Here is a 22,301-nt window from a genome sequence, read left to right on the forward strand (position 1 = left end):
GTCGAGGGCCCCGGACGAGCCGGGCAATTGAAGCCCGGTGGGCCGCTTCAGGCGGCCTTGGGCGGGTTGCAGATTTCCTCGACCGAGCGCTGCACGGCCTTGGGGTCGAAGATGCGCTCCAGCCAGCCCTCGCGGAAAATCTGCGGCCGGGCCTGGTCAATGGCATAGAGCGCGCCATCGGAGAACTTGCCCTCGGGGAAGATCTCGAAGGCGATCGCCAGCTCGATGGTGAGATGGCCGAGCAGGAAATCGGTGGCCGCCTGGCGCGGCACGCCGCGGCGCACCGCTTCATCCGTGGCCTCGCGCAGGGCGAGGCAGAGCGTGGCGCCGATGGTCTCGGCCAGCGCCGGCTCCATGATGGCGATCTGCTCGACCGTGCAGCGATGCGCCCGCATGACCGGCTTGTAGATGGTGCGGGCGATCTGCTCGCACTGGGCATAGTGCTCGTCCGGGCCCTGCATCAGCGCGCAGACAATGTGCTGCTTGGCATGCACCCCGCCGAAGAAGTCGCTCTTGGCTTCGGCCGTCACTTCGTCGTTGAAGATCGGCGGGTGGCAGGGATGGGTGACGAAATAGGTGACGTCGTCGCGCTTGGGCAGCTCGCCCGCATGCGGGGCGGCGGCGTCCAGCATGATGATCGCGGTGCCGGGCTTCACCTTCTCGATGAAGGTGTGGGCGATCTTGCCGATCAGCCGGTCCGGCACGGCCATGAGCACGGCGTCGGCATCGGCCAGCGCGTTGTCGCCGTCGATGCAGTCGAGCCCGGTCTTCTCCTTCAGGCGGGCACGACCGGCCTCGGTCGGCTCGACATGCATCACCTCATAGGGCGAACCCTGGAGATTGGTGGCGAGGCGGACGCCCATCTTTCCGCCGGCGCCCAGCAAGGCGATCTTTTTCATCTGAGGTCCTCTCCCTTGATCAGTGGTTGGTGGCGCCGCCCCTCGCGGCGCTGAAGAAGTCCGGCCGGCCCATCTGGCCGCCCTTGAACGCGATTTCGAGCCCGTCATGGGTGCCGTCGGCATGGGCGCGGCAGAGCGGCGAGCCCGGCGCCAGCGGCGCCAGCGCGGTCACCGCATAGATGCCGAGCGCCATGCCGGCATGGCCTGAGGTGTCGCCGCCGGAAATGATGGCGCGCGTCAGCCCCGCCCGGCGCACCAGCTCGTCCAGCACGCGCCCCAGCCCGTCGCCGATGCGCGCATTGACCAGCGACGGCGCGACGCCCGCCGCCGCGATCGCCTGCCCCAGCGCCGGCACGGCCGGGTCGTCCGGGCCGCTGGCGGTGAAGACCAGCGGGTCCTGCCCGGCCTCCAGCACGTTGAGTGCCGCCGCCGCGCCGCGCGCGACCTCGGCTTCCCACGCGCCCGCGTCGACCGCGCGGGTGGCGTCAAGGCGGACGCCGCCGAAGCCATGGTCCAGCGCGTGGCGGATCTGCGCCGCCGTGATCGGCGAGCAGGAGCCGGAGACCACGGCGAGACGTTCCGTGCGCGCGGGGGCCGGCGTCGGCACTTCCGCCGCCAGCAGGCCGGCGCGGCGCCAATAGGCGACGAGCGCATATTCCAGCCCTTGCGAGCCGAGGGCGAACAGGCGCTCACCGCGATGCTCCCACACCAGCCGACCGGCCTCGGCCAGCGTTTCGTCGTCGAGCACGTCGAGCGCCAGGATGCGGGCGCCCGCCGCGCGTTCGGCCGCGAGCTGCTGCTCGGCCCGGCCGGTCTTCATCGCGACGAAGTCGACAAGGCCGACCGGCATATCGGTCTGCCGCGCCAGATGCAGGCGCACATCCGCCTCGTTCATCGGCGTCACCGGGTGGCGCGCCATGACCGGGTGGCGGTCGAGCCGGTAGCCGGTGCCGTCAATACCGGCGAACAAATTGCCGAAGGCCTGGTAGCGGGCGATGGCCGGCGCGCCGACAATGAGCGGATGCCAGGCGCCGCCGAGGAGGCGCTCGCCGATTTCGGCGGCGCGGCCGATCGAGCCGACATGCGGGGCGGAATCGAAGGTGGAGCAGACCTTGTAGTGGTTGATCGGCGCCTTCAGCCGGGCGAGCTGTTCAAAGATCGGCGGCAGCTGCGCGTCCATCCATTCCGGCGGCTGCGAGCGGGCGACGCCGGCAATGCCGATGGCGCGCTGGTCGTGGAAACGGGCGAGCTGCGCTGATGTCGGCGGGCCGAGGAACAGCACGGTCGGCAGGCCGGCAAAGCTCAGCACCTCCATCACCGCCGACGAGCCGGTGTAGTCGTCGCCATAGAAGGCAATGAGCGGGCCGCCCGGCAACCGCGGGGCGGAAGCGCGCGGGGAAGGGCTCATGCCGCGTAGGTCTCCAGCGCGCGGGCGAGTGCGGCATGGTCGCGGGCGTAGTCGGCCAGTGGCACATGGCTGATCGCCGCTTCCCAGGCCTGCCGCAGCGAGGCGACACCGGCGGCCGGGCCGTCCGGGTGGGCCATGATGCCGCCGCCGGCGGCGAAGATCAGATCGGCCGTGCCGAGCGCGGCATAGGTGCCGGGCGCCTGCTTGGCCGACTGGCCGGAGGAGAACACCGGCATGGCGATGCAGGGCTTGTCGTCGAACAGCGGCGTGAGGCATTCGCGGGCGGAGGCGATCACGCTGTCATCGGCCTCGGAGAACTTGTTGGAGAGGCCGTTGACATGCATGTGGTCGGCCCCCGCCAGCCGCCAGATCTTCTGCCAGGCGACATAAGACCAGCCGAGCATCGGCGCGCGCGAGAGATAGCCCCAGCCATTGCGGTGGGCGTGCAGCGGCAGCTGCGTGAACCGGCCCAATTCGATCATGCCGACAAGGCCGACCGAGTTGAGGCTGGCCATGACGCAGGTGCCGCCCATTTCCTGCACGAGATCGTGGCGACGGCGCATCTGGTCGATTTCGCCGGTGATGTTGAAGGCGAACATCACCTTCTTGCCGGTGCGGTCGGCATGGTCGTTGATGACGCGCATCACCGCGCGGGCGCGGTCCTCGAACGGGCATTGCGGCCCGTCGGACTGCAGCTCGTCATCCTTGATGAAGTCGATCCCCGCTTCCGCCAGCAGCTTCACCAGATCCGCCGTCTCGGTCGGCCCGAAGCCGACGCTCGGCTTGACGATGGTGCCGATGATCGGCCGCCCCTCGATGCCGGCGAGGCGGCGGGTGCCTTCAATGCCGAATTTCGGCCCGCCATAAGCCTGCGCGAACGCCTGCGGCAGGCGGATGTCGAGAAGGCGCAGGCCGGAGAACTGCTTCAGCTCGAACAGATTGCCGGCCACGGTCGCCAGCAGGTTGGGCAGCGAAGGGCCGAGATTGTCCAGCGGCCAGGAAAGGGTGACGCGCGCGCGCTGGATCACCCCGCCCTGGGGATGGCCGGCGCCGGGCAGGGAGGGCGCGTCGACCGTTCCCACGAGCTCCAGCGCTTCAATGCGGGCGGCGGAGCGCTCCTTCAGTTCCGGCGTCTCGCCGGGAATGGCGACAAAGGTGCCGCTCGACTGTTCGCCCGCCATCGCCTCGGCGGCGCGGCGCGGATCATAGGCGGTCTCGATCAGGTAGTCGGCTTCAATGCGGTGGGGCGCGGGCATGCGGCACTCCTGGCTCGGCACGCAAAGCCGCTCCGCCGCGCGTTTCCGCGCCGCCGCCTCAGCCTTCCATGCGTTTCCTCTCACGGTGAGTCTGCGCTCACTCATATCTTGAGATAGTGATTATACCAGTTGAGCAGGCGAGACAAGAGCGCCTTTACCGTCGGGCATCCACCCTGTGGAGGGCCGCGCGCTGGTGGACGATGGATGACAAGAGGGCGAGGAATTCTGTGGCGAAGCGGGCGGATCCGCTTCTGCCCGGCGCCCGGACCCCACAGGCCGGCCATGGCGGCGCCGGGCTGTCCATTTCTGTCGGGCTCTCAAGCGGAGGCGTAGAGCCCTGGCGCGGCTCTGACTCCTCGCCGGCGCCAAGACGACACCAAGCCGACGCCAAGCTGCGCTGCGCCGCCGCCGTGAACGCCCCATTTCGGACCTCAGGGGACGCCGCGCGCAAAGAAATCATTTCCCCCGCCGCCCGGCTGCGCTATATCTCAAAGCCTAATACGTCGATCCGTCCCGACATATTGATTTGAGGGTAATCTCATGCGCCGCCTGCTTCTCCTGATCGCCGCCGTCCTGCTGGTCCTGGCGCCGGGCGCCCGCGCTGGCGACCTCACCGGCGCCGGCTCGACCTTCGCCTATCCGATCATCTGGAAATGGTCGGAGGCGTTTCGCGCCGCCACCGGCACCGATGTGGCCTACCAGTCGGTCGGCTCCTCCGCCGGCGTGAACCGCATTCGCGCGAAAACGGTGGATTTCGGCGCCTCCGACAAGCCGCTCAAGCCCGAGGATCTCGATCGCCTCCGCCTCGGCCAGTTTCCCATCGTGTTCGGCGGCGTCGTTCCGGTGGTGAACCTCGCGGGCGTCGCGCCGGGCACGATGCGCTTCACCGGCGCGGTGCTGGCCGACATCTATATGGGCAGGATCACCCGCTGGTCCGATCCCGCGCTGAAGGCGCTGAACCCGGACCTCGACCTGCCGGACACGCTGATCGCCGTCATCCACCGCTCGGACGGCTCGGGCACCACCTTCAACTGGGTGTCCTATCTCGCCAAGGCCAGCCCGGACTGGAAGCGTGAGCTGGGCGAGGGCAGTTCCGTCGCCTGGCCGGTGGGCAGCGGCGCGCGCGGCAATGAAGGCGTCGCGCTGGAGGTGAAGCGCACGCCCAACGCCATCGGCTATGTCGAGTTCACCTATGTGACGCAGGCCGGCCTTACTTACGGTCTGGTGCAGAACCGTGCCGGCCGCTTCATCGCCCCGAGCGCCGCCTCGTTCCAGGCAGCGGCGCTGGGGGTGGACTGGGCGCAGACCCGCGATTTCTACGCCACGATCAACGATTCCGCCGTTCCCGAGGCCTACCCGATCGCCGCCACCACCTTTGCGCTTCTGTACAAGGCGCCGGCGGATGGCGCGGCCAACCGGACGGCGCTGGACTTCTTCGACTTTGCGCTCGGCGAAGGCAGCGACTATGCCTCACAGCTCGGCTATGTCCCGCTGCCGGCGCCACTGGTGCAGCAGGTGCGGACCTATTGGGCGGCGACGTTCAAGAGCGGCAGCTGAGCGACGACGAGGAGGGCGGCGATGCAGGGTCAGGCGAATCTCGGGCAGGCGAATCTCGGGCAGGCGGGCGGCATACGGCGTCTTCTGTCGGATGACGCGGTCGCGATGTTCGACGCCCTCGCCCAGCCCACCCGCTTCGACGCCTTCCGCCTGCTGCTGCGCTACGCCCCCTTCGGGCTGAATGCCGGCGATGTCGCGCGCCTGCTGGCGGTGCCGCACAACACCATGTCGACCCATCTGGCGCATCTGGAACGGGCCGGCCTGGTGGCCTCGCGCCGCGAGGGCCGCTCGATCATCTACACCGCCATTGCCGGGCGGGCGGCGGCGGTGCTGGAGCTGCTGCTGGGCGAACTGCCTGGTGAGGCCGATGCCGGCGCCGCCTTTCCGCGCCTGCGGCCGGGCGAGGCGGTGGAGCGCCGCTATAATGTGCTGCTCGTCTGCTCGCACAATTCCGCCCGCTCGATCATGGCCGAGGCGGTGCTGAACCGCGAGGGCGGCGGGCGCTTCCGCGCTTTCTCCGCCGGCAGCGTGCCGCGCGGCGCGCCGCACAAGCTGGCGCTCGAATTGCTGCGCAATCTCGGCTACACCACCGACGATCTGCGCTCCAAGAGCTGGGACGAGTTCGCCGGCCGCGCCGCCGAGCCGATGGATTTCGTCATCACCGTCTGCGATGCCGCCGCCGGCGAGAGCTGCCCGGTCTTCCCCGGCCACCCGCTGAGCGCGCATTGGGGCCTTGCCGACCCCGCCGCCGGCGCCGGAACCGAGGCGGAGCTGCGGGCGGCGTTTGTCCGCAGCTACCGCCAGATCGCCGCGCGCATGTCCGCCTTCGTCAACCTGCCGCTTGAAACCCTCGACCTTGCCAGCCTGAAGGCCCGGCTCGGCGCCATCGCCATCATGGACGGCGCCACCGAGATGACGCTCGCCGCCCGCGCCGCCTGAGGGCGCCTAACCCTTGCCCTTGGCGGGCGCGGCGGGCTCCGGCGTCACCGGCAGCACATAGATTTCCACCAGCGCCACCAGCGGCGGCAGCAGGAAGCACCACATTCCGGCCAGCAGATAGAGCAGCGCCGCCATGGCGCAGCCGGCGGCGAAGCTGGCGAGGAACACGCCGAAGCGCCGCAGCCGCTCGCGCACCTGGCCCGGCTCCGCGCCGGGATGCGGCTTCCACACATGGGTCAGGTCGAGCAGCAGCTGGGTGATGGTGCCGGTCATCACGGTGGAGGGCGGCGCGTCGGTGAGATGGGTGCGGTGCAGGGCGTTCTGCAGCGCCATGGCGCTCACCAGCGTCATGCCCATCATGATCGCGTTCGGCGTGTCGGCCGCCAGCGGCGCGCCGAGCTGGATCGCCACCAGCGCGGCATGGGCGAGCAGGATCAGCTTGGCCGCCATCAGGATGCGGAAATCGTCGTAGCCGCGTGTCACCAGCCAGCGGCTGACCAGCCGCGCGGCGACGACCACGAAGCAGAACACCGGCACCGCGATGATCTTGGAGAGCGAGGGCATGTGCCCCTCGGCCAGCGCGGCGGCGAAGGTGACGATGTTGCCGGTGACATGGGCGGTGAACAGGCCGTGCAGGGTGACGAAGCCGGCCGTGTCAACGAAGCCGGCATTGAAGCAGAGCAGGCCGGGCAGAACATATTTCATCGGGGACCCCCGCCGGAAGGAACGGACCCGGCAGGGCATAGTCCATTACCCCGCCGAGGCAAGCCTCGGCCCGCCGAGGCAAGCCTCGGCCCGCCGAGGCAAGCCGGTCCTTCGAGGCAAGCCGGTCCTGCGAGTCAAGCCGGCGTGGCGAGGGGGGCAGCCCTCCCGCTCAGGGCGTGGCCAGCAGCACCGCCTCGCCAAGGTCCAGCATCAGCGCGATCGGCGCCCCCACCGGGTGCGCGCCGACAATGTCGGCGCCGGTCACGCGGGTCTCGATCAGGCCGAGCCCATCCACCTCCACCCGGGTGATGGTGTGCGAGCCCTGGTAGATATGCGCCGCCACCACGCCGCTCACGATGTTGGGGCCGGCCTCATCAGGCAGGGCCGGGCGCACATGTTCGGGCCGCAGGAAGGCCCGCACCGCGCTGCCATGGATCAGGCCGTCGTCCCGCGCCGGCGCCGCCAGCCGGCCGACGCCGGGCAGCACCAGCGCGGCCTCGCGCCCGTCGCGCTCATAGCGCGCCACGGGGAGGGCGTTGATCTCGCCGATGAAGGAGGCGACGAAGCCATTGGCCGGGGTACGGTAAAGCTCGATCGGGCGCGCCACCTGCTGCACCTCGCCCCGGTTCATCACCACGATGCGGTCGGAGAGACTCAGCGCCTCGCCCTGGTCATGGGTGACGAAGATGGTGGTGAGCCCGGTCTTGCGGTGCAGTTCCGACAGTTCAACCTGCATCTGCGCCCGCAGATTCTTGTCCAGCGCCGAGAGCGGCTCGTCGAGCAGCAGCACCTTGGGGCGGATGACGATGGCGCGCGCCAGCGCCACGCGCTGCTGCTGGCCGCCGGAAAGCTGGCTCACCCGCCGCTCGGCGAAGCCGTCGAGCTTCATCATCTCGATCACCCGGCGCACCTCGGCCGCGATCTCGGCCTTGGGCAGTTTGCGCATGCGCAGGCCGAAGGCGATGTTGTCGAACACGTTCATATGCGGAAACAGCGCATAGGACTGGAACACCATGCCGATGTCGCGCCGGTAGGGCTCCACCTCGGTGATGTCGACGCCGTCGACCACGATCTTGCCGGCCGTGGGGGTGAGGAAGCCGGCGATCATGCCGAGCAAGGTCGACTTGCCGCAGCCGGAAGGGCCGAGCAGGGTCAGGAACTCGCCCTGGCCGATCTTCAGCGACACATCGGCGACGCCGACCGCACTGCCGAATTCCTTGCGGACGCGGACAAGCTCGACGGCGGCGGGGGCTTGGCTGGTGGCGGTCATAGGCGTCGGCTCTCCGGCAGGGCAGTCAGTGCGTGCAGTCAGTGCGTGTCGATCGCCAGCACCCGGCGCAGGCCGAAGGCCCGGTCGGCGATGAACATGATGAGGGTGGTGGTGATGATCAGCATCGCCGAGATCGCCGACACGGTCGGGTCGGCATATTCGCGGATGTAGTTGTACATCGCGACCGGCAGGGTCTGGGTCCGGCTCCCCGTCACATAGAGCGAGGCGGTGAACTCGGTGAGCGAGAGCACGGCGGCGATCAGCCAGCCCCCCGCCATGCCCGGCAGCACCAGCGGCAATTCTATGCGGGTCAGCACATGGAAGGGCGAGGCGCCGAGATTGGCGGCGGCGCGGGCGAGGTTGGGGTCGATGGTGGCGAGGCTGACATAGACCGCGCGGGTCACAAAAGGCATCACCAGCACCATGTGCGCCAGTACGATCATCACATAGCCCTGCTGCAGCTTGAACGCCCCGCCGAGCAGCAGGAAGCCAAAGCCGAGGGTGAAGTGCGGGATGATGAGCGGCGACCACAGCACCGCCTCCAGCACGCCGCGCCCGCGAAAGCTGTAGCGATAGACCAGCCAGGCGAAGGCCGAGCCGACGATCAGCGCCAGCGTCGAGGCGAGCGAGGTGACGATCAGCCCGTTCTTGAACGCGCGCTGGAAGTCCGGGTAGGTCAGCGCCTTCTCGTACCACTGGAACGACACGCCCTCGGGCGGAAAGGCGAGGATCTCGGTCGGGTTCACCGAGGTCATCAGCACCACCAGGGTGGGCAGCGTCATATAGGTGAGGATGGCGACGACGAGGCTCCAGAAGCCGAGGGAGCGCAGGCGGGCAAAGGTCATGACGTTCTCCCTCAGCGCACCGCCAGCCGCTTTTCCAGCCGGCCGGTCAGCGATTTCATCAGGACGAGGCTGCCGAGCGCGGCGATCAGCGCGATCAGGCTCAGCGTCGCGGCGAAGGGCAGGTTCAGCACCGAGAAGCCCTGGAGATAGACGAGGTTGGAAATCATCAGCACCTTGCCGCCGCCGATCAGCTGCGGGGTGGAAAAGGCGCTCATCGTCCAGGCGAACACCACGACGATGCCGGAAAGAATGCCCGGCAAGGTGAGCGGCAGGGTGATGCGCCAGAACACCGCGCCGGGGCTGGCGCCGAGATTGGCGGCGGCCTTCTCGCAGTCGCGGTCGACATGGCTGATCGCGGTGGCGAGCAGGATGATCATGACCGGCATGGAGAACTGCACCAGCGCCACCACCACGCCGAGCCGCGTGTACATGATCTGCAGCGGCATCTCGATCAGCGAGAGCTTGCGCAGCAGGGAGTTGATGAAGCCGTCCGAGCCCAGCATCAGCATCCACGAGAAGGTGCGCACGATCTCGCCGGTGAACAGCGGGGTGATGGAGAGCGAGACCAGCAGCGAGCGTACCCAGTCGCGCCTCGCCCGCACCAGCGCGAAGGCGACGGGATAGCTCAGCAGCAGCGAGAAAACCGCCGTCAGCAGGCTGATGTAAAAGGTATCCAGCAGCACCCACCAGTAGATCGGCCGGTTGATGCGGGTGAAATTCTCCAGCGTGAAGCCGCCGACATTCAGCGAGCCGGGCACGAATTCCCGCACGCTGTACTGCAGCACCTCGAACAGCGCCGCCGCCAGGATCACCGCCGTCACCACAGCAGGGGCGAGAAAGATGAGGAAGAAGGGGCGGCGCTGGATCATGGGGTCTCGAACGATTGAAGGCAGAGGTGGCTTTGTCGGTGGCGGTGTCGTGCGTGCTTCGAGACGCGGGGCGGGGCCCCGCTCCTCAGCATGACGAAGGTGCGGGGGCCGCGCCTCACCGCCGGCAGGCCCGCGTCATCCTGAGGTGCCCGGCACCGCCGGGCCTCGAAGGACGCAGACCCTGTCCGCCTGAGGACCGGACGCACCCGTCACTCCGCGTCCGTCATGCCCGGTACGGCCCGGCCATGACGGCGTTGGGGAGAGCCGCCCGCCCTCAGTGCATCATGTTCTCGGTGAACCACGCCTTCCACTGCGGCAGCAGGGTGGCGTAGGTCTTGTCCTCAAGCACGATGGTGCCCTTCTCGATCGCTTCCTGGCTGGTGAAGATGCCCGGCAGGCTGGCGATGGCGGGGTCGAGCTTGGCCTCGGCGGTCATCGGCGAGCATTTGTGGAAGTTGCACAGCTGCGCCAGCATGGCGGGCTCCAGCGCGATGTTGAGGAACTGCAGCGCCAGCTCCTTCTTCTTCGAGCCGGCATTGATGCCCCACACATCGGTGCCGGCGACCGCGCCTTCCTTCGGCACGTCGATCTCGACCGGCATGCCGAGCTTTTCGAGGTGATAGCCATTGATGTTCAGCAGCACCTGCACCGGGGTCTCGCCGGTGCGCATCAGGTTCTGGCTGGTGGCGTCCGACTGGTAGAACGCCTTGATATTCTTCTTCAGCTCCAAGAGCTTGGGCTTCACCTTGTCCCATTCTTCCGGCTTCACGCCGGCGAGGCGGGTGGCGGCGATGATGATGTGGCTGGGGTCGAAATCAGGCAGGCCGAGCTTGCCGGCGACTTCCGGGCTCCACAGGTCTTCCCAGCTGTTGATCTTGAAGCCCTTCGGCATCAGGTCGGTGCGGAAGGCGGGGGTGTAGACATAGACATAGTCCGCGACCGTGTAGTCCGAGCGCTTGGCCATCGGGTACAGCTTGTCGGCGTTGGGGATCTTCGACCAGTCGAGCTTTTCCATCAGCCCGTCGGAATAATAGAGATAGCCGACATGGGCGGTGGTGTTGATCAGGTCGGATTCCGGGTTGTCGCGCGCCACCTTCGCCTTGGCGAGCCGGTCCAGCGTGCCGCCGGTGATGTACTCGACCTCGACGCCGGTACGCTTGGTGAATTCCTTGCCGACGATCTCGACGCCGGCCTTCCAATTGCCGCCCCAGGTGCTGACGACCAGCTTTTCCTGGGCCGATGCGGGCAGGGCGCCGGCGGCCATGACGGCCAGGGCACTCAGTGCAATGCACAGCTTCTTCATGTTCCACCTCTGTGATTGGGGCGGCGGGCCGCCCAGATAGTTCCGGCCGCGCGCCTTCAGGCGGGCGCGCTTTGCGCAGGTCGTGCCTCGCGCCCTCGGGCGCGAAGGGCGTGTTCAGTAGCCGCGGCCGGGATCGACCTCGTGCAGCGGCGCCAGCCCCTGCCGCACGCGGCGGATGCTCTCGGCGACATCGCGGGCCGCCAGGGCCGGCACGGTGATGCTGGCCATGTGCGGGGTGATCAGAACATTATCGAGGCCCCACAGCGGGTGGCCCTGCGGCAGCGGCTCGGTTTCGAACACGTCGAGCGTCGCTTCCCCCACTTGGCCCGAGCGCAGCGCCGCGATCAGCGCGGCCTCGTCCACGACAGCGCCGCGCGAGGCGTTGATGAATTTCGTGCCCTTTTGCATCAGGCCGAATTCCGCCTCCCCGAGCAGGCCGCGCGAGGACGGGGTGAGGGGCAGCAGGCTGACGATGATCTCGTTCTGGCTAAGCACCCGCTCCAGCCCCGCGCGCCCGGTATGGGAGGCGACGCCGGGAATGTCCTTGGGGCTGCGCGACCAGCCGCTGACGGTGAAGCCCATGGTGGCCAGCGTGCGCGCCGCCGGCCCGCCGAGTTCGCCCAGGCCCAGCACCGCCACCTTGATCTCGGAGAGCGCGCGCGGGTGCACATAGTCCCATGCGCCGCGCGCCTTGGCGCGCTCGAACACCGGGATGTCGCGGGCATAGCGGGTGACGGCGAAGACGACATAGCTCGTCATCATCGCCACCATGCCGGGATCGGAGAGGCGGGAGAACTTCACCGGCACCAGGTCGTCGCGCCGCACCAGCGCATCGACGCCGGCGCCGAGATTGGTGACGAGCTGGAGATTGGGAAAGCGGGCGAAAAAGCCCTTGGGCGGCAGCCAGGCCAGCGCATAGCGGATGTCAGCCGCGTCGCCGATCTCGGGGTCGACGCGGAAGTCGAGATCCGGCAGTTCGGCGGCCAAGGCCGCGCGCCAGGCGTCGGCATCGTCCACCGGACTGTAAAACACCAGTGCATCGCGGCTCATAGGCGCGCCTGACGCAACGTCGCGACGCCATGGCCACGCGCGGCCGGCCCATGCCGCCGGGCATGTTCCCGCTTCATCAATCCCGTCTCCGAAGGCTTTGTTATTTTTCCTGTCAGGAAATGGTGCGCTGCGGAGATTGGATCGGAAAATACTTTTACCTGTTACATAACATAGGCAGTTCTTATGCAGCCTCGCCGCGCGCGCCGGTCGGGGTGAGAAAGGCGACGAGCGCCTCGCCGGTGGGGTCGCAGCTGATGCGCAACGTCTGCGCGTCGCCGGCCAGCAGCGTCTCGCCCGGCCGCACCAGCGCCGAACCTGCGGCATCGCCGACCTGCCAGGTGCCCGTCACCGCGTGCAGCACCACCAGCCCGCCTTCGGGCGCGGCGAGCAGCGGGCCATGGCCACCGGCAGCGGGCATCACCTGCGCGTGCCAGCGCCCGCGCCGCGTCATTACATTGATCACCCAGGCCGGCCCGTCGGTCAGCACCGAGCGCGGCTGCAGCACGCTGTCGAAATAGAGCGGTTCGAGCCGCGCCAGCGCCCGTGTGCCCGTGGCGAAGGCGAGGGCGAGCGGGGCGGGGCTCAGCCGGGTGATGTGGCGGTCAATGCCCGGAAAGGAAGAGAAGGGGCCTTCCTCGACAATCGGCGCCAGGCTGATGCGGATGTCGAAATCCTCATGCGTGGCGCCTTCCGGCAGCAGCAGTACATCCTGCGTGACGCCGCCGCCATTCTTCCACGGCACGCGCCTGTAGTCCGACGGCCCGATCACCCGCAACGCGCTCATTGCCCCTCGCCCCTGCTCATCCTGTCCCGGTCTAGAGAGCCGCCGGCCCTTGAGGCAATGCGTACGCGCGTGAACGGGAAACAGATTGCCGATGCGCTGGATAGGCGCTTCCTATCGCCTAGCGCACCGTCGCCCGCGGCGAGAGCGTGCCGGGCTCGAAAATGCCGCCGGGGGCGAAGGCCGCCTTCAGGTGGCGGGCGAACACTTCCACCGCCGGGCGCGGCGCCTGCCGGCGCAGGCGCAGGCTCACCAGCCGCACGGGCGGCAGCGTGTCGGTCAGCGGCACCGAGGCGACGCGCCCGCCATCATGGGTGATCTGGGTGCGTGGCAGCACGTTCTGGATGGTGTAGCCGCGCCCATGGCCGACAAGGCCGCGCGTCAGCTCATAGGCGCGCGAGCGGAAGGCGATCTGCGGCTCCACCCCGACCGAACGGAACAGCCCCATGAAATAGTCGCGCGAATGCGGCAGGTCGAGCAGGATGAACGGCTCGTCGCGCAGATCCGCGAGGCTGATGCGCTCGCGCTGCGCCAGCGGGTGGTCGGGGTGCAGCACCGCATAGGGCGGCAATTCGGCCAGCTGTTCGGCCATCACCTCCTCCGGCCGGGCGAATTCATAGGACAGCGCCATCTCCGTGCGGCCGGAAATCACCGCGTCGAGAATCTGCTGCTGGTCGCCCTCGTCGAGGCTCACCGTGATGCCGGGATGCGAGCCGGCGAAGGCGGAGAGCAGGCCGGGCATGAAATGGGTGGCGATGGTCCAGAAGCAGCCGACCGCGATCTCGCCGCGCACCTCGTCGGCCATGGCGCGGGCGTTCTGGCCGAAATCGCGGGCATGGTTCAGCAGCAGCCGCGCCTCATTGACGATGCGGGTGCCGGCGATGGTGGTCGTCACGCCTTTTGCATGGTGGCGCACGAAGACCTGCACGCCGTACTCCGCCTCGAACTGGGCGATGGCCGCCGAGATCGAGGGCTGCGAGACGTTCAGATGCCGCGCCGCTTCGGTGAGATTGCCGAAATCGGCGGTGGCCACGACGTAGCGCAGGGCGCGCAGCGAGATGTTCATCAGGATTTTCTATGTCGAGGAATGAATCAAAATATTTTACCGATCTATGGGCCCAACGCAATATTTCCTGACAGGAAAAGGATGCTTCAATGATCCGCACAGGGCAGGACTATCGGCAGGGGCTTCAGGACGGTCGCGAAGTCTGGATGGACGGCGAGCGGGTGAAGGATGTCACCACCCACCCCGCCTTCAAGCCGATCGTGGATGTGCGCGCGCGCATGTACGACATGGCGCATGAGCCGGCCTATCAGGACCGCCTCACCTATGTCGAAGAGAACAAGCGCAACACCATCTTCTACAAGCCGCCGCGCGAGACCAAGGACTGGAACGACAAGGTCGACGCCGTCGATCTGGTCATGAAGGACATTGGCGGCGTCGTCACCCGCGTCGGCGACGAGACTATCGGCGAAGTCTGGTCGCTGATCGACGGCCGCGACGTGCTGGCCGAGTTCGACCCGCGCTTCGCCGACAATGTCGACAAGCATGTGCAGAACATCTTCGACAACGACATCTTCCACATCTCGGCCAACACCGACCCCAAGGGCGACCGCTCCCTGCCGCCGCAGGAGCAGGACCCGGACATGATGGTGCATGTGGTCAAGGAAACCGATGCCGGCATCGTCATTCGCGGCGCCAAATATGAGACCGCCGCCGCCTATGCCGACCAGGCCTTCCTCAAGCCCACCGTCGGCGCCTGGACCAATGAGACGCTGTCCGACTATGCGGTGGGCGGCATCATCTCGATGAGCGCGCCCGGGGTGAAGCAGATCTGCCGCTCCTCCTTCGCCGGCCGCACCGACCCGCAGGACTACCCGCTGGCGAACAAGTTCGACGAGGTCGAATCCCTCGTCATCTTCGACAATGTGCTGATCCCGTGGGAGAACGTGTTCTTCTACCGCCACACCAAGGCGGCGCAGTACATCCGCGCCACGCTGCACCGCTACTCGGCGTTTCCCTATGTCCACCGCCTGCTCTATGTCGCCGACATGATGATCGGCGCGGCGATGTGGAACGCCAAGCAGACCGGCCTCGACAAGCTGCAATCGGTGCGGGAGAAGCTGGCCGATCTGGTCTGCTACCGCGAGGGCATCAACGCCCATCTCACCGCCTCGATCGCGCTGGCCGAGAAGAGCCCGGGCGGGCTCCTGATGCCCAACCAGTCGATGCTCTATGCCGGCCGCGTGCATGGCTGCGCCAATTTGCCGGCGATGATGCACATCGCCCGCGAATTGTGCGGCGGGCAGATCTGCGTCACCCCGAACGCCGCCGCCTTCCACAATGCCGGCTCGGGCGACTGGCTGAAGAAGTTCTACACGCTGAACAAGCAGTGGGAATCGGAGGATCGCCGCAAGCTGCTGGCCTTCGCCCGCGACCTCTTGAACTCCGACTATGCCGGCCACCGGCTCACCTTCGTGCAGTTCGCGCAGGCGCCGCACTTCAATCATCTGAACGCGGTCTACAACGCCTTCGACTTCTCCGGCCCGCTCGATTTCGTCCGCAAGGCGGCCGGGCTGTCGGACAAGGTGATGGGCAAGAACTGAGGACGCGCCGATGCACGCCATCGACCCCGCCGCCTTTCGCCACGCCATGGGCCGCACCGCGGCCGGCGTGACCGTGGTGACAAGTGACGGGGCACATGGCCGTGTCGGCGTCACCGTCTCCAGCCTGTCCTCGCTCTCGCTGGAGCCGCCCTCGGTGCTGTTCTGCCTGCACCGCGACAGCCGCTGCCTGCCGGTGCTGCTGGCCAATGGCGTGTTCGCCGCGAATATTCTCGCGCAGGGCCAGCAGCGCGTGGCGGATTCATTCGCCGGGCTGGTGCCGGAACTGCGCGAGGACCGCTTCGGCGCGGGCGAATGGGACGGGCTGACCACCGGCGCGCCGCTGCTGCAGGGGGCGCTGTGTCGCTTTGACTGCCGCCTGGCTGAGGTGTTCGACTATGGCACCCACCGCATCATCACCGGCGACGTGGTGGCGATCGAAACCCATGCCGAGCACCCGCTGGTCTATTCCAACCGAAGCTACCGCCGGCTCGAAGTGGCGTGAGCGCTGTCCCCCTGTCTCTTCCCTCTCCAGCAAAGAGCCCCTTCATGCCGACGCACACCCGCATCCGCCCCTTCAACACCAAGGAAACCTATCCCGAGCAGAAGCTGAACAACGACCTCTCGCAGGGCGTGGTGGCGCGCGGGACCATGGTGTTCCTGCGCGGGCAGGTGTCGCAGGACCTCGACACGCGCGAGAGCCTGCATGTGGGCGATGCCGGCGCCCAGACCGCCAAGGCGATGGCCAATATCAAGATGCTGCTGGAAGAGGCGGGCAGCGAGATGAGCCATATCTGCCGCATCGTCGTCTACCTCACCGACATCCGCTACCGCGAGGCGGTGTATCAGGAAATGGGCAAGTGGCTCGCCGGCGTGTTCCCCTGTTCCACCGGCCTTGTGGTGCCCGCTCTGGCGCGGCCGGAATGGGTGGTGGAAATCGAGATCACCGCCGTCATTCCCGATCCCGCGTGAGGGTGGGGGCATGACCTTCTCGATCTCCGCCCGCTGCGCCCGCACCGGCCAGTTCGGCATCGCCGTGTCCTCCTCCTCGCCCGCCGTGGCGGCGCGCTGCGCCCATGCCCGCGCCGGGGTGGGGGCGGTGGCGACGCAGAACATCACCGACCCGACGCTGGGCCCGAAGGGGCTCGACCTGATGGCGTCCGGCCTGTCGGCGCCGCAGGCGCTGGCGCGGCTGCGCAGCGAGGGGTCGCATATCGACTATCGCCAGGTCGCGCTCATTGACGCGCAGGGCCGCACCGCCGGCTTCTCCGGCGCCCGGACGCTCGGCACCCACCATATCGCGCAGGGCGAGGGCGTGGTGGCGGCCGGCAACCTCCTCTCCTCGCCGCAGGTGCCGCAGGCCATGATCGAGGCCTTCGCGCGCGCGCATGGACCCCTCGGCGATCGCCTGATCGCCGCCATGCAGGCCGCGCTTGCCGCCGGCGGCGAGGAGGGCCCGGTCCATTCGGTCGGCATGCTGATCGTCGACAAGGTGGCGTGGCCGGTAGCCGATCTGCGCGTCGACTGGCACGAGAGCGACCCGATCGGCGCGCTGGCCGCGCTGTGGGAGCTGTGGAAGCCGCAGATGGAGGCCTATGTCACCCGCGCCCTCGACCCCTCCACCGCGCCGTCCTATGGCGTGCCGGGCGATGAGTGAGCGCGCCTCGAAGCACGCAGCCCTCTCCGCCTGCCCCCCTCCCACCAGCCCCGCGAGGCCCCATGTCCGTCACCCGCCCGGCCCTGAAGCTCACCCATGAGGGGGCGCTGAAAATGCTTGCCGCCGCCGTCGCCAAGGCGAGCGCGATGGGCGTGCCGCAGAACGTCAACATCGTCGACGAGGGCGGCAACCTGCTCGCCTTCGTGCGGATGGACGGCGCCAAGCTGCTCTCGCGCGAGACCTCGCTGTCGAAGGCGATCACCGCCGCCTCGCACCGCCAGCCGACATCGCGGCTGAACCCGGCCGACGAGATCAAGCTCTCGCTCGCCGCCGGCCAGCGGCTGACCAATCTGGAAGGCGGCCTGCCCATCGTCATCGACGGCGTCTGCATTGGGGGCATCGGTGTCGGCTCGGGCAAGGGGGCGGAGGATGTCGAGGTCGCGCGCGCGGCGCTGGCCGCCATCGGCGCGGAGGACCAGATCCCGTGAAGCTGCTCCACGCCCCCACATCCCCCTTCGTCCGCAAGGTCATGGTCGTCGCGCTGGAGACCGGCCTCGCGGACCGGATCGAGATTGTCTTCAACGCCGCCAGCCCGCTGCAGCGCGACCCGGCACTGACGAGCCTCAACCCGCTCGGCAAGATCCCGGCGCTGCTGCTCGACGACGGCACCGCGCTCTATGACAGCGCGGTGATCTGCGAATATCTCGCCGACCTCGCCGGCGACACGGCGCTGTTCCCCACCGGCCCGGCGCGCTGGCCGGCGCTGACCCTGCAGGCGCTCGGCGACGGCCTGCTCGATGCCGCTGTCGGCCTGCGCTATGAGAGCGTGATGCGCCCGGAGCCGCTGCGCTGGCCGGACTGGTCGCAGGGGCAGATGGCCAAGATCGCGGGCGGGCTCGATGTGATCGAGCAGGCTGTTCACACTGGCCTCATCGGCCCGACACTCCACCACATCGGCCTGATTACCCTCGGCTGCGCGCTCGGCTATCTCGACTTCCGCTATGCGGATTTGCAATGGCGGCAGGGCCGGCCGGCGACGGCGGCATGGTTCGCCGGCTTCGACGCGCGCCCTGCCATGGCCGCCACCCGCCCGCATGAGCGCGTTGCCTGACCCGTCCCGGAAAAGCGTTGGATATCATGAGCCTGTCGCCCGTCCGCCTGTTCGTTCTCAGCGGTGCCAACACCAATCTCTACGGCCTCGACCCCACGGGCCCCTATGGCCGCCTGACCCTTGAGGACATCGCGCAGGACTGCCGGGCACGGGCGCAAGCCCTTGACGCAACAGTGGATTTCCGCCAGTCCAACCATGAGGGCGTGCTGGTCGACTGGATCCAGGAAGCGCGCACAAAGGCGGACGGCATCGTCATCAATGCCGGCAGCCTGTCCTACAGCTCGATCGCCCTGCTCGACGCCCTCGCGGCCGTGGCCAAGCCGGCGATCCAGGTGCATGTGAGCAACGTGTTCCAGCGCGAAAAATTCCGCCACCACGCCCCGCTGGCGGCGGCGGTGATGGGCTGCATCATCGGGCTGGGACCGGGTGGATATGGTGTCGCGGTGGAGGCGCTGATCGCGCATATACGGCGGAAATGAAAACGCAGTTCATTGTTTTAGAAAGAAAATTTATCATATTGTGCTGCACTACGATATGACTCTATGATCCCCCTCTCGGCGGGAGGAGGTGTCATGCTCAGGCTCGGCTACAAGGCGTCGGCGGAACAGTTCGACGCGCGCAGGCTGCTCGACTACGCCGTTCTGGCGGAGCGCTGCGGCTTCGATTCCGTCTTCATCAGCGATCATTTCCAGCCCTGGCGCCACACCGGCGGCCACGCCCCCTTCGCCCTCGCCTGGCTCGGCGCGCTGGGCGCCTCGACCTCGCGCATCGTGATGGGAACGAGCGTCCTCACCCCCACCTTCCGCCACCACCCCTCCATGGTCGCCCAAGCCTTCGGAACGCTGGGGCAGCTTTACCCCGGGCGCGTCATTCTCGGCGTCGGCTCGGGGGAGTCGCTGAATGAAGTTCCCGCCACCGGCGCGCCCTGGCCGGAGATGAAAGAGCGTTTCGCCCGCCTGCGCGAGGCGGTACGTCTGATCCGCCAGCTCTGGACGGAGGAGCGCGTAAGCTTCGAGGGAGCTTATTACCGGACCGAGCGCGCGACTATCTATGATCGACCGGAAGAACCCGTGCCGATCTACATCGCCGGTGCGGGTCCGATGGTGGCGAAATTTGCCGGGCGCGCGGGTGATGGTTTCATCTGCACCAGCGGAAAATCCTGGGATTTGTACCGCGACACGCTGCTGCCCAACGTCGCCGCCGGGCTGGAGGAGGCCGGACGGGCCGGGGATTACGACCGGATGATCGAAATGAAGGTCTCTTTCGACACCGACAAGGCCCGCGCGCTGGCCGACACCCGCAACTGGGCGGCGCTGGCGCTCTCGCCGGAAGAGAAGCACTCGGTCGAGGATCCGCTTGAAATGGAGCGCCTTGCCGACGCGCTGCCGGCCGAGCGGGCGGCCAGCCGCTGGATCGTCTCCGACGACGCCGACGAGCATGTCGAGCGCATCCGCCCCTATATCGATCTCGGCTTCCGCCATCTGGTGTTCCACGCCCCCGGCGAGGACCAGGAACGGTTCCTGCGCCTCTATTCCAGCGCCGTGCTGCCCAAGCTGCGCGCGGCTTTCGGCTAAGCCATGCGCGCGCCACCCGCCCGCCTCGAACTCATCGCGCTGCCGGAGTTTCCTCTTGTGACCCAAGGGGATGATCTCTCCCGGTTAATCGTCGAGGGGGTGGCGCGGGCCGGCGTGCAGCTGCAGGACGGCGATGTGGTCGTGCTGGCGCAGAAGATCGTCTCCAAGGCCGAGGGCAGGCTCGTCGACCTTGCCGCCGTCGAGCCTTCGACGGGGGCGAAAACGCTGGCCGGTCAGGTGCTTAAGGACCCGCGTCTGGTCGAGCTGGTGCTGCGCGAAAGCCGCCGGGTGGTGCGCGCGCGGCCGCATGTGCTGATCGTCGAGCACCGGCTCGGGCTGATCATGGCCAATGCCGGCATCGACCAGTCCAATGTCGATTCCGGCGGGCGGGAAGTGGCGCTGCTGCTGCCGGAAAACCCGGACGCCAGCGCGGAAAGCCTGCGGGCGCGGCTTTGTCAGGCGAGCGGGGCGGCGGTCGGCGTGGTGATCAATGACAGTTTCGGCCGGCCCTGGCGGCGCGGCACGACCGGGATCGCCATCGGCGCGGCCGGCCTGCCGGCGCTGATCGACCGGCGCGGCGACCCGGATCTGTTCGGCCGGGCGTTGCAGGTGACGCAGATCGGCCATGCCGACGAGATCGCCGCCGCCGCCTCGCTGCTGATGGGGCCGGCGGATGAAGGCCGGCCGGTTGTTCTCATGCGCGGCCTCACCTGGCGCGCGCCGCCCAACCCGGCGGCTGAACTCCTGCGTCCCGAAACCGAGGATTTGTTCCGATGAGCGGGCATGTGATCGCGCTTTCCGGCGGTATCGGCGGCGCCAAGCTGGCGCTGGGGCTCGACCGCGTGCTGGCGCCGGGGGAGCTGACCATCATCGCCAATACCGGCGACGATTTCCGCCATTTGGGCCTGCACATCTCGCCCGATATCGACACGCTGCTCTACACGCTGGCCGGGCTCGACGACCCGGTGAAGGGCTGGGGACGGCGTGACGAGACGTGGACCTTCATGCGCGCGCTGGCGGAACTGGGCGGCGAGGCCTGGTTTCAGCTCGGCGATGGCGATCTCGCCATCCATGTCGAGCGCACGCGGCGCCTGGCGACGGGGGAGACGCTGTCTCAGGTGACGCAGGGTCTGCGGCGCCGGCTCGGCATCGGCGCGCGGATCGTGCCGATGAGCGACGAGCCGGTCGCCACCCGCGTGCACACCGACGAGGGATGGCTGGATTTCCAGCATTATTTCGTCCGCCGGCGCTGCGAGCCGCGCGTGGTCGGGCTCGATTTCGCCGGCGCCGGTGAGGCGCGGATGGCGCCTGAGGTGGCGGCGGCCTTTGCCGATCCGGCCCTGCGGGCGGTGATCCTGTGCCCGTCCAACCCCTATCTCAGCGTCGATCCCGTTCTCGCCGTGCCCGGGATGCGGGCGGTGCTGGCCGGGTGCGCCGCGCCTGTCATCGCCGTCTCGCCGATCATCGCCGGGCAGGCGGTGAAGGGCCCGACGGCGAAGATGATGGCCGAGCTCGGGCTGGAGCCGAGCGCGGAAACGGTGGCGCGCCATTATGAGGGGCTGATCGACGCTTTCGTGGTCGACGAGGCGGATGCCGGCCTCGCGATCGCGGGAATGCACGTTGCGGCGACCCCGACACTGATGCGCAGCCTCGACGACAAGCAACGCCTCGCCCGTTTCGTGCTCGGCGTGGCGGCGCAACTTGCATGAACGCAAAGACGGGTGGCATCTGGGCGGTGGTACCGGTGAAGCCGTTCGGCCTCGCCAAGCAGCGGCTCGCCGCTACGTTCACGCCCCTTTTCCGCCAGGAACTGGCGCAGGCCATGCTGTGCGATGTGCTGGCGGCGCTGCGGCAGGCGCGGTCGCTGGCGGGCTTCGCCGTGATCACCGCAGATCCGCAGGCGGGCCGGCTGGCGCGGGACTATGGCGGGCGCTGGTTGATCGAGGGCGAGGTTCGCGGCCTCAATGCCGCAGCGACCGAGGCGGCCGCTGTGCTGGGCGCGGAACGGTGCGCGGCGGTGCTGGTCCTGCCCGGCGACCTGCCGGCCCTGACGGCGGGGGAGATTGACGGGTTCGTTGCCGGCCATGGGCCGGGCAGGGCGGTCAGCCTGATCCCGGCAGAGGACAGGCAGGGCACCAATGGCCTGATCGTCGCACCGCCGGCGACGCTGGACTTTGCCTTCGGGCCGGGGAGCTTCACGCGGCATCGGGATTGCGCGCAGGGGCTCGGCATTGTGCCGCAGTTGCATGAGCCTGAACGCTTTCCCGGCTTTGCGCGCGACATCGATACGCCGCAGGCCGTGCAACGGCTGACGGGTCTTCCGCCTTCCTCACGCACCGGCCGGCTGCTTGCATCCGTGCACTGCTCATAATCGGTGCAGTGCGGGCGTTCGAGGCGCCGTTTTGTGCAGGGATGGCGTGATCGACCTGCGCTAAACCAGGTTATCCTGAGTTTCTATAAACCAGCACACTTT

The 22,301-nt window shown here is 68.2% G+C and carries 24 protein-coding genes; 13 read left to right on the forward strand and 11 right to left on the reverse strand.

Annotation, left to right across the window (positions count from 1 at the left end; all coding sequences use genetic code 11):
• Positions 1-47 precede the first annotated feature (47 nt).
• The 3 genes from A3M1_RS0113390 to A3M1_RS0113400 are packed head-to-tail and all read right to left on the reverse strand — an operon-like array spanning position 48 to position 3,563.
• Entirely contained in the window at positions 48-899 is an 852-nt protein-coding gene (locus tag A3M1_RS0113390) for a phosphogluconate dehydrogenase C-terminal domain-containing protein (RefSeq protein ID WP_018389486.1), read from the reverse strand.
• Between the two features lie 19 nt (positions 900-918).
• Positions 919-2,307: a four-carbon acid sugar kinase family protein gene (locus A3M1_RS0113395; RefSeq protein ID WP_018389487.1), complete on the reverse strand. Its 1,389-nt coding sequence runs from the start codon at positions 2,305-2,307 to the stop codon at positions 919-921.
• Positions 2,304-3,563, reverse strand: coding sequence for a ribulose-bisphosphate carboxylase large subunit family protein (locus A3M1_RS0113400; RefSeq protein WP_018389488.1), 1,260 nt, complete (start codon positions 3,561-3,563; stop codon positions 2,304-2,306). The genes A3M1_RS0113395 and A3M1_RS0113400 overlap by 4 nt, the downstream gene beginning before the upstream one ends.
• Before the next feature lie 540 nt (positions 3,564-4,103).
• Between A3M1_RS0113400 and pstS the strand changes: the two genes are divergently transcribed.
• Both pstS and A3M1_RS0113410 read left to right on the forward strand, forming a co-directional pair.
• Positions 4,104-5,120: a phosphate ABC transporter substrate-binding protein PstS gene (gene pstS, locus A3M1_RS0113405; protein ID WP_018389489.1), complete on the forward strand. Its 1,017-nt coding sequence runs from the start codon at positions 4,104-4,106 to the stop codon at positions 5,118-5,120.
• Positions 5,121-5,141: 21 nt separating this feature from the next.
• Positions 5,142-6,059 carry a helix-turn-helix domain-containing protein gene (locus tag A3M1_RS0113410; protein WP_018389490.1) on the forward strand — a complete coding sequence of 306 codons (918 nt, stop codon included), beginning with the start codon at positions 5,142-5,144 and terminating at the stop codon, positions 6,057-6,059.
• A gap of 6 nt (positions 6,060-6,065) precedes the next feature.
• On the opposite strand, the gene A3M1_RS0113415 is transcribed toward A3M1_RS0113410, so the two are convergent.
• From A3M1_RS0113415 to A3M1_RS0113450, 8 genes are all read right to left on the reverse strand, one after another.
• On the reverse strand, positions 6,066-6,764 hold the full coding sequence (locus A3M1_RS0113415) for a YoaK family protein (protein ID WP_018389491.1): 699 nt from the start codon (positions 6,762-6,764) through the stop codon (positions 6,066-6,068).
• Positions 6,765-6,933: 169 nt separating this feature from the next.
• Complete coding sequence (locus A3M1_RS0113420) at positions 6,934-8,034, reverse strand: ABC transporter ATP-binding protein (RefSeq protein ID WP_018389492.1); 1,101 nt, start codon at positions 8,032-8,034, stop codon at positions 6,934-6,936.
• A gap of 38 nt (positions 8,035-8,072) precedes the next feature.
• Positions 8,073-8,879 carry an ABC transporter permease gene (locus A3M1_RS0113425; protein ID WP_018389493.1) on the reverse strand — a complete coding sequence of 269 codons (807 nt, stop codon included), beginning with the start codon at positions 8,877-8,879 and terminating at the stop codon, positions 8,073-8,075.
• Positions 8,880-8,890: 11 nt separating this feature from the next.
• Positions 8,891-9,748 (reverse strand): ABC transporter permease, encoded by an 858-nt coding sequence (locus tag A3M1_RS0113430; protein WP_018389494.1) that lies wholly within the window; start codon positions 9,746-9,748, stop codon positions 8,891-8,893.
• A gap of 274 nt (positions 9,749-10,022) precedes the next feature.
• Positions 10,023-11,051 carry a PotD/PotF family extracellular solute-binding protein gene (locus tag A3M1_RS0113435; protein ID WP_018389495.1) on the reverse strand — a complete coding sequence of 343 codons (1,029 nt, stop codon included), beginning with the start codon at positions 11,049-11,051 and terminating at the stop codon, positions 10,023-10,025.
• Between the two features lie 114 nt (positions 11,052-11,165).
• Positions 11,166-12,101, reverse strand: a complete 936-nt coding sequence (locus A3M1_RS0113440) for a glyoxylate/hydroxypyruvate reductase A (RefSeq protein WP_018389496.1) — start codon at positions 12,099-12,101, stop codon at positions 11,166-11,168.
• Between the two features lie 181 nt (positions 12,102-12,282).
• Complete coding sequence (locus A3M1_RS0113445; RefSeq protein WP_018389497.1) at positions 12,283-12,885, reverse strand: HutD family protein; 603 nt, start codon at positions 12,883-12,885, stop codon at positions 12,283-12,285.
• A 118-nt stretch (positions 12,886-13,003) separates the two neighbouring features.
• Positions 13,004-13,948 carry a LysR family transcriptional regulator gene (locus A3M1_RS0113450; protein WP_018389498.1) on the reverse strand — a complete coding sequence of 315 codons (945 nt, stop codon included), beginning with the start codon at positions 13,946-13,948 and terminating at the stop codon, positions 13,004-13,006.
• 89 nt (positions 13,949-14,037) lie between these two features.
• Here A3M1_RS0113450 and A3M1_RS0113455 point away from each other — a divergent pair, with 89 nt between their 5' ends.
• The 11 genes from A3M1_RS0113455 (at position 14,038) to cofC (ending at position 22,199) form a co-directional block, all read left to right on the forward strand.
• Entirely contained in the window at positions 14,038-15,489 is a 1,452-nt protein-coding gene (locus A3M1_RS0113455; RefSeq protein ID WP_018389499.1) for a 4-hydroxyphenylacetate 3-hydroxylase family protein, read from the forward strand.
• 10 nt (positions 15,490-15,499) lie between these two features.
• A complete protein-coding gene (locus A3M1_RS0113460) occupies positions 15,500-15,991 on the forward strand; it encodes a flavin reductase family protein (RefSeq protein ID WP_018389500.1) in 492 nt (163 codons plus the stop codon).
• A 44-nt stretch (positions 15,992-16,035) separates the two neighbouring features.
• Complete coding sequence (locus tag A3M1_RS0113465; protein WP_018389501.1) at positions 16,036-16,458, forward strand: RidA family protein; 423 nt, start codon at positions 16,036-16,038, stop codon at positions 16,456-16,458.
• A gap of 10 nt (positions 16,459-16,468) precedes the next feature.
• Complete coding sequence (locus tag A3M1_RS0113470) at positions 16,469-17,143, forward strand: DUF1028 domain-containing protein (protein WP_018389502.1); 675 nt, start codon at positions 16,469-16,471, stop codon at positions 17,141-17,143.
• 62 nt (positions 17,144-17,205) lie between these two features.
• On the forward strand, positions 17,206-17,631 hold the full coding sequence (locus tag A3M1_RS0113475; protein WP_018389503.1) for a heme-binding protein: 426 nt from the start codon (positions 17,206-17,208) through the stop codon (positions 17,629-17,631).
• Positions 17,628-18,254, forward strand: a complete 627-nt coding sequence (locus A3M1_RS0113480) for a glutathione S-transferase (RefSeq protein WP_018389504.1) — start codon at positions 17,628-17,630, stop codon at positions 18,252-18,254. The genes A3M1_RS0113475 and A3M1_RS0113480 overlap by 4 nt, the downstream gene beginning before the upstream one ends.
• A gap of 17 nt (positions 18,255-18,271) precedes the next feature.
• On the forward strand, positions 18,272-18,733 hold the full coding sequence (locus A3M1_RS0113485) for a type II 3-dehydroquinate dehydratase (RefSeq protein ID WP_018389505.1): 462 nt from the start codon (positions 18,272-18,274) through the stop codon (positions 18,731-18,733).
• Between the two features lie 93 nt (positions 18,734-18,826).
• Positions 18,827-19,828: a glucose-6-phosphate dehydrogenase (coenzyme-F420) gene (gene fgd, locus A3M1_RS0113490; RefSeq protein WP_018389506.1), complete on the forward strand. Its 1,002-nt coding sequence runs from the start codon at positions 18,827-18,829 to the stop codon at positions 19,826-19,828.
• 3 nt (positions 19,829-19,831) lie between these two features.
• A complete protein-coding gene (gene cofE, locus A3M1_RS0113495) occupies positions 19,832-20,605 on the forward strand; it encodes a coenzyme F420-0:L-glutamate ligase (protein ID WP_018389507.1) in 774 nt (257 codons plus the stop codon).
• Positions 20,602-21,537, forward strand: coding sequence for a 2-phospho-L-lactate transferase (cofD, locus tag A3M1_RS0113500; protein ID WP_018389508.1), 936 nt, complete (start codon positions 20,602-20,604; stop codon positions 21,535-21,537). The genes cofE and cofD overlap by 4 nt, the downstream gene beginning before the upstream one ends.
• On the forward strand, positions 21,534-22,199 hold the full coding sequence (gene cofC / locus A3M1_RS0113505) for a 2-phospho-L-lactate guanylyltransferase (protein WP_018389509.1): 666 nt from the start codon (positions 21,534-21,536) through the stop codon (positions 22,197-22,199). Before cofD ends, cofC begins: the two co-directional genes overlap by 4 nt.
• Positions 22,200-22,301: the final 102 nt, after the last annotated feature.

It is taken from the genome of Ancylobacter sp. FA202, from assembly GCF_000380205.1.
Taxonomy (GTDB): Bacteria; Pseudomonadota; Alphaproteobacteria; order Rhizobiales; family Xanthobacteraceae; genus Ancylobacter.

What these genes read in the sequence shown, in the direction of transcription:
- A3M1_RS0113445 (WP_018389497.1), bottom strand. Translation starts at nt 12,885, where the DNA reads ATGAGCGCGTTGCGGGTGATCGGGCCGTCGGACTACAGGCGCGTGCCG.
- A3M1_RS0113390 (WP_018389486.1), bottom strand. Translation starts at nt 899, where the DNA reads ATGAAAAAGATCGCCTTGCTGGGCGCCGGCGGAAAGATGGGCGTCCGC.
- A3M1_RS0113410 (WP_018389490.1), top strand. Translation starts at nt 5,142, where the DNA reads ATGCAGGGTCAGGCGAATCTCGGGCAGGCGAATCTCGGGCAGGCGGGC.
- A3M1_RS0113475 (WP_018389503.1), top strand. Translation starts at nt 17,206, where the DNA reads ATGTCCGTCACCCGCCCGGCCCTGAAGCTCACCCATGAGGGGGCGCTG.
- A3M1_RS0113395 (WP_018389487.1), bottom strand. Translation starts at nt 2,307, where the DNA reads ATGAGCCCTTCCCCGCGCGCTTCCGCCCCGCGGTTGCCGGGCGGCCCG.
- A3M1_RS0113425 (WP_018389493.1), bottom strand. Translation starts at nt 8,879, where the DNA reads ATGACCTTTGCCCGCCTGCGCTCCCTCGGCTTCTGGAGCCTCGTCGTC.
- A3M1_RS0113400 (WP_018389488.1), bottom strand. Translation starts at nt 3,563, where the DNA reads ATGCCCGCGCCCCACCGCATTGAAGCCGACTACCTGATCGAGACCGCC.
- A3M1_RS0113440 (WP_018389496.1), bottom strand. Translation starts at nt 12,101, where the DNA reads ATGAGCCGCGATGCACTGGTGTTTTACAGTCCGGTGGACGATGCCGAC.
- cofC (WP_018389509.1), top strand. Translation starts at nt 21,534, where the DNA reads ATGAACGCAAAGACGGGTGGCATCTGGGCGGTGGTACCGGTGAAGCCG.
- A3M1_RS0113470 (WP_018389502.1), top strand. Translation starts at nt 16,469, where the DNA reads ATGACCTTCTCGATCTCCGCCCGCTGCGCCCGCACCGGCCAGTTCGGC.
- fgd (WP_018389506.1), top strand. Translation starts at nt 18,827, where the DNA reads ATGCTCAGGCTCGGCTACAAGGCGTCGGCGGAACAGTTCGACGCGCGC.
- A3M1_RS0113415 (WP_018389491.1), bottom strand. Translation starts at nt 6,764, where the DNA reads ATGAAATATGTTCTGCCCGGCCTGCTCTGCTTCAATGCCGGCTTCGTT.
- A3M1_RS0113435 (WP_018389495.1), bottom strand. Translation starts at nt 11,051, where the DNA reads ATGAAGAAGCTGTGCATTGCACTGAGTGCCCTGGCCGTCATGGCCGCC.
- pstS (WP_018389489.1), top strand. Translation starts at nt 4,104, where the DNA reads ATGCGCCGCCTGCTTCTCCTGATCGCCGCCGTCCTGCTGGTCCTGGCG.
- A3M1_RS0113455 (WP_018389499.1), top strand. Translation starts at nt 14,038, where the DNA reads ATGATCCGCACAGGGCAGGACTATCGGCAGGGGCTTCAGGACGGTCGC.
- A3M1_RS0113450 (WP_018389498.1), bottom strand. Translation starts at nt 13,948, where the DNA reads ATGAACATCTCGCTGCGCGCCCTGCGCTACGTCGTGGCCACCGCCGAT.
- cofD (WP_018389508.1), top strand. Translation starts at nt 20,602, where the DNA reads ATGAGCGGGCATGTGATCGCGCTTTCCGGCGGTATCGGCGGCGCCAAG.
- A3M1_RS0113465 (WP_018389501.1), top strand. Translation starts at nt 16,036, where the DNA reads ATGCCGACGCACACCCGCATCCGCCCCTTCAACACCAAGGAAACCTAT.
- A3M1_RS0113430 (WP_018389494.1), bottom strand. Translation starts at nt 9,748, where the DNA reads ATGATCCAGCGCCGCCCCTTCTTCCTCATCTTTCTCGCCCCTGCTGTG.
- cofE (WP_018389507.1), top strand. Translation starts at nt 19,832, where the DNA reads ATGCGCGCGCCACCCGCCCGCCTCGAACTCATCGCGCTGCCGGAGTTT.
- A3M1_RS0113420 (WP_018389492.1), bottom strand. Translation starts at nt 8,034, where the DNA reads ATGACCGCCACCAGCCAAGCCCCCGCCGCCGTCGAGCTTGTCCGCGTC.
- A3M1_RS0113460 (WP_018389500.1), top strand. Translation starts at nt 15,500, where the DNA reads ATGCACGCCATCGACCCCGCCGCCTTTCGCCACGCCATGGGCCGCACC.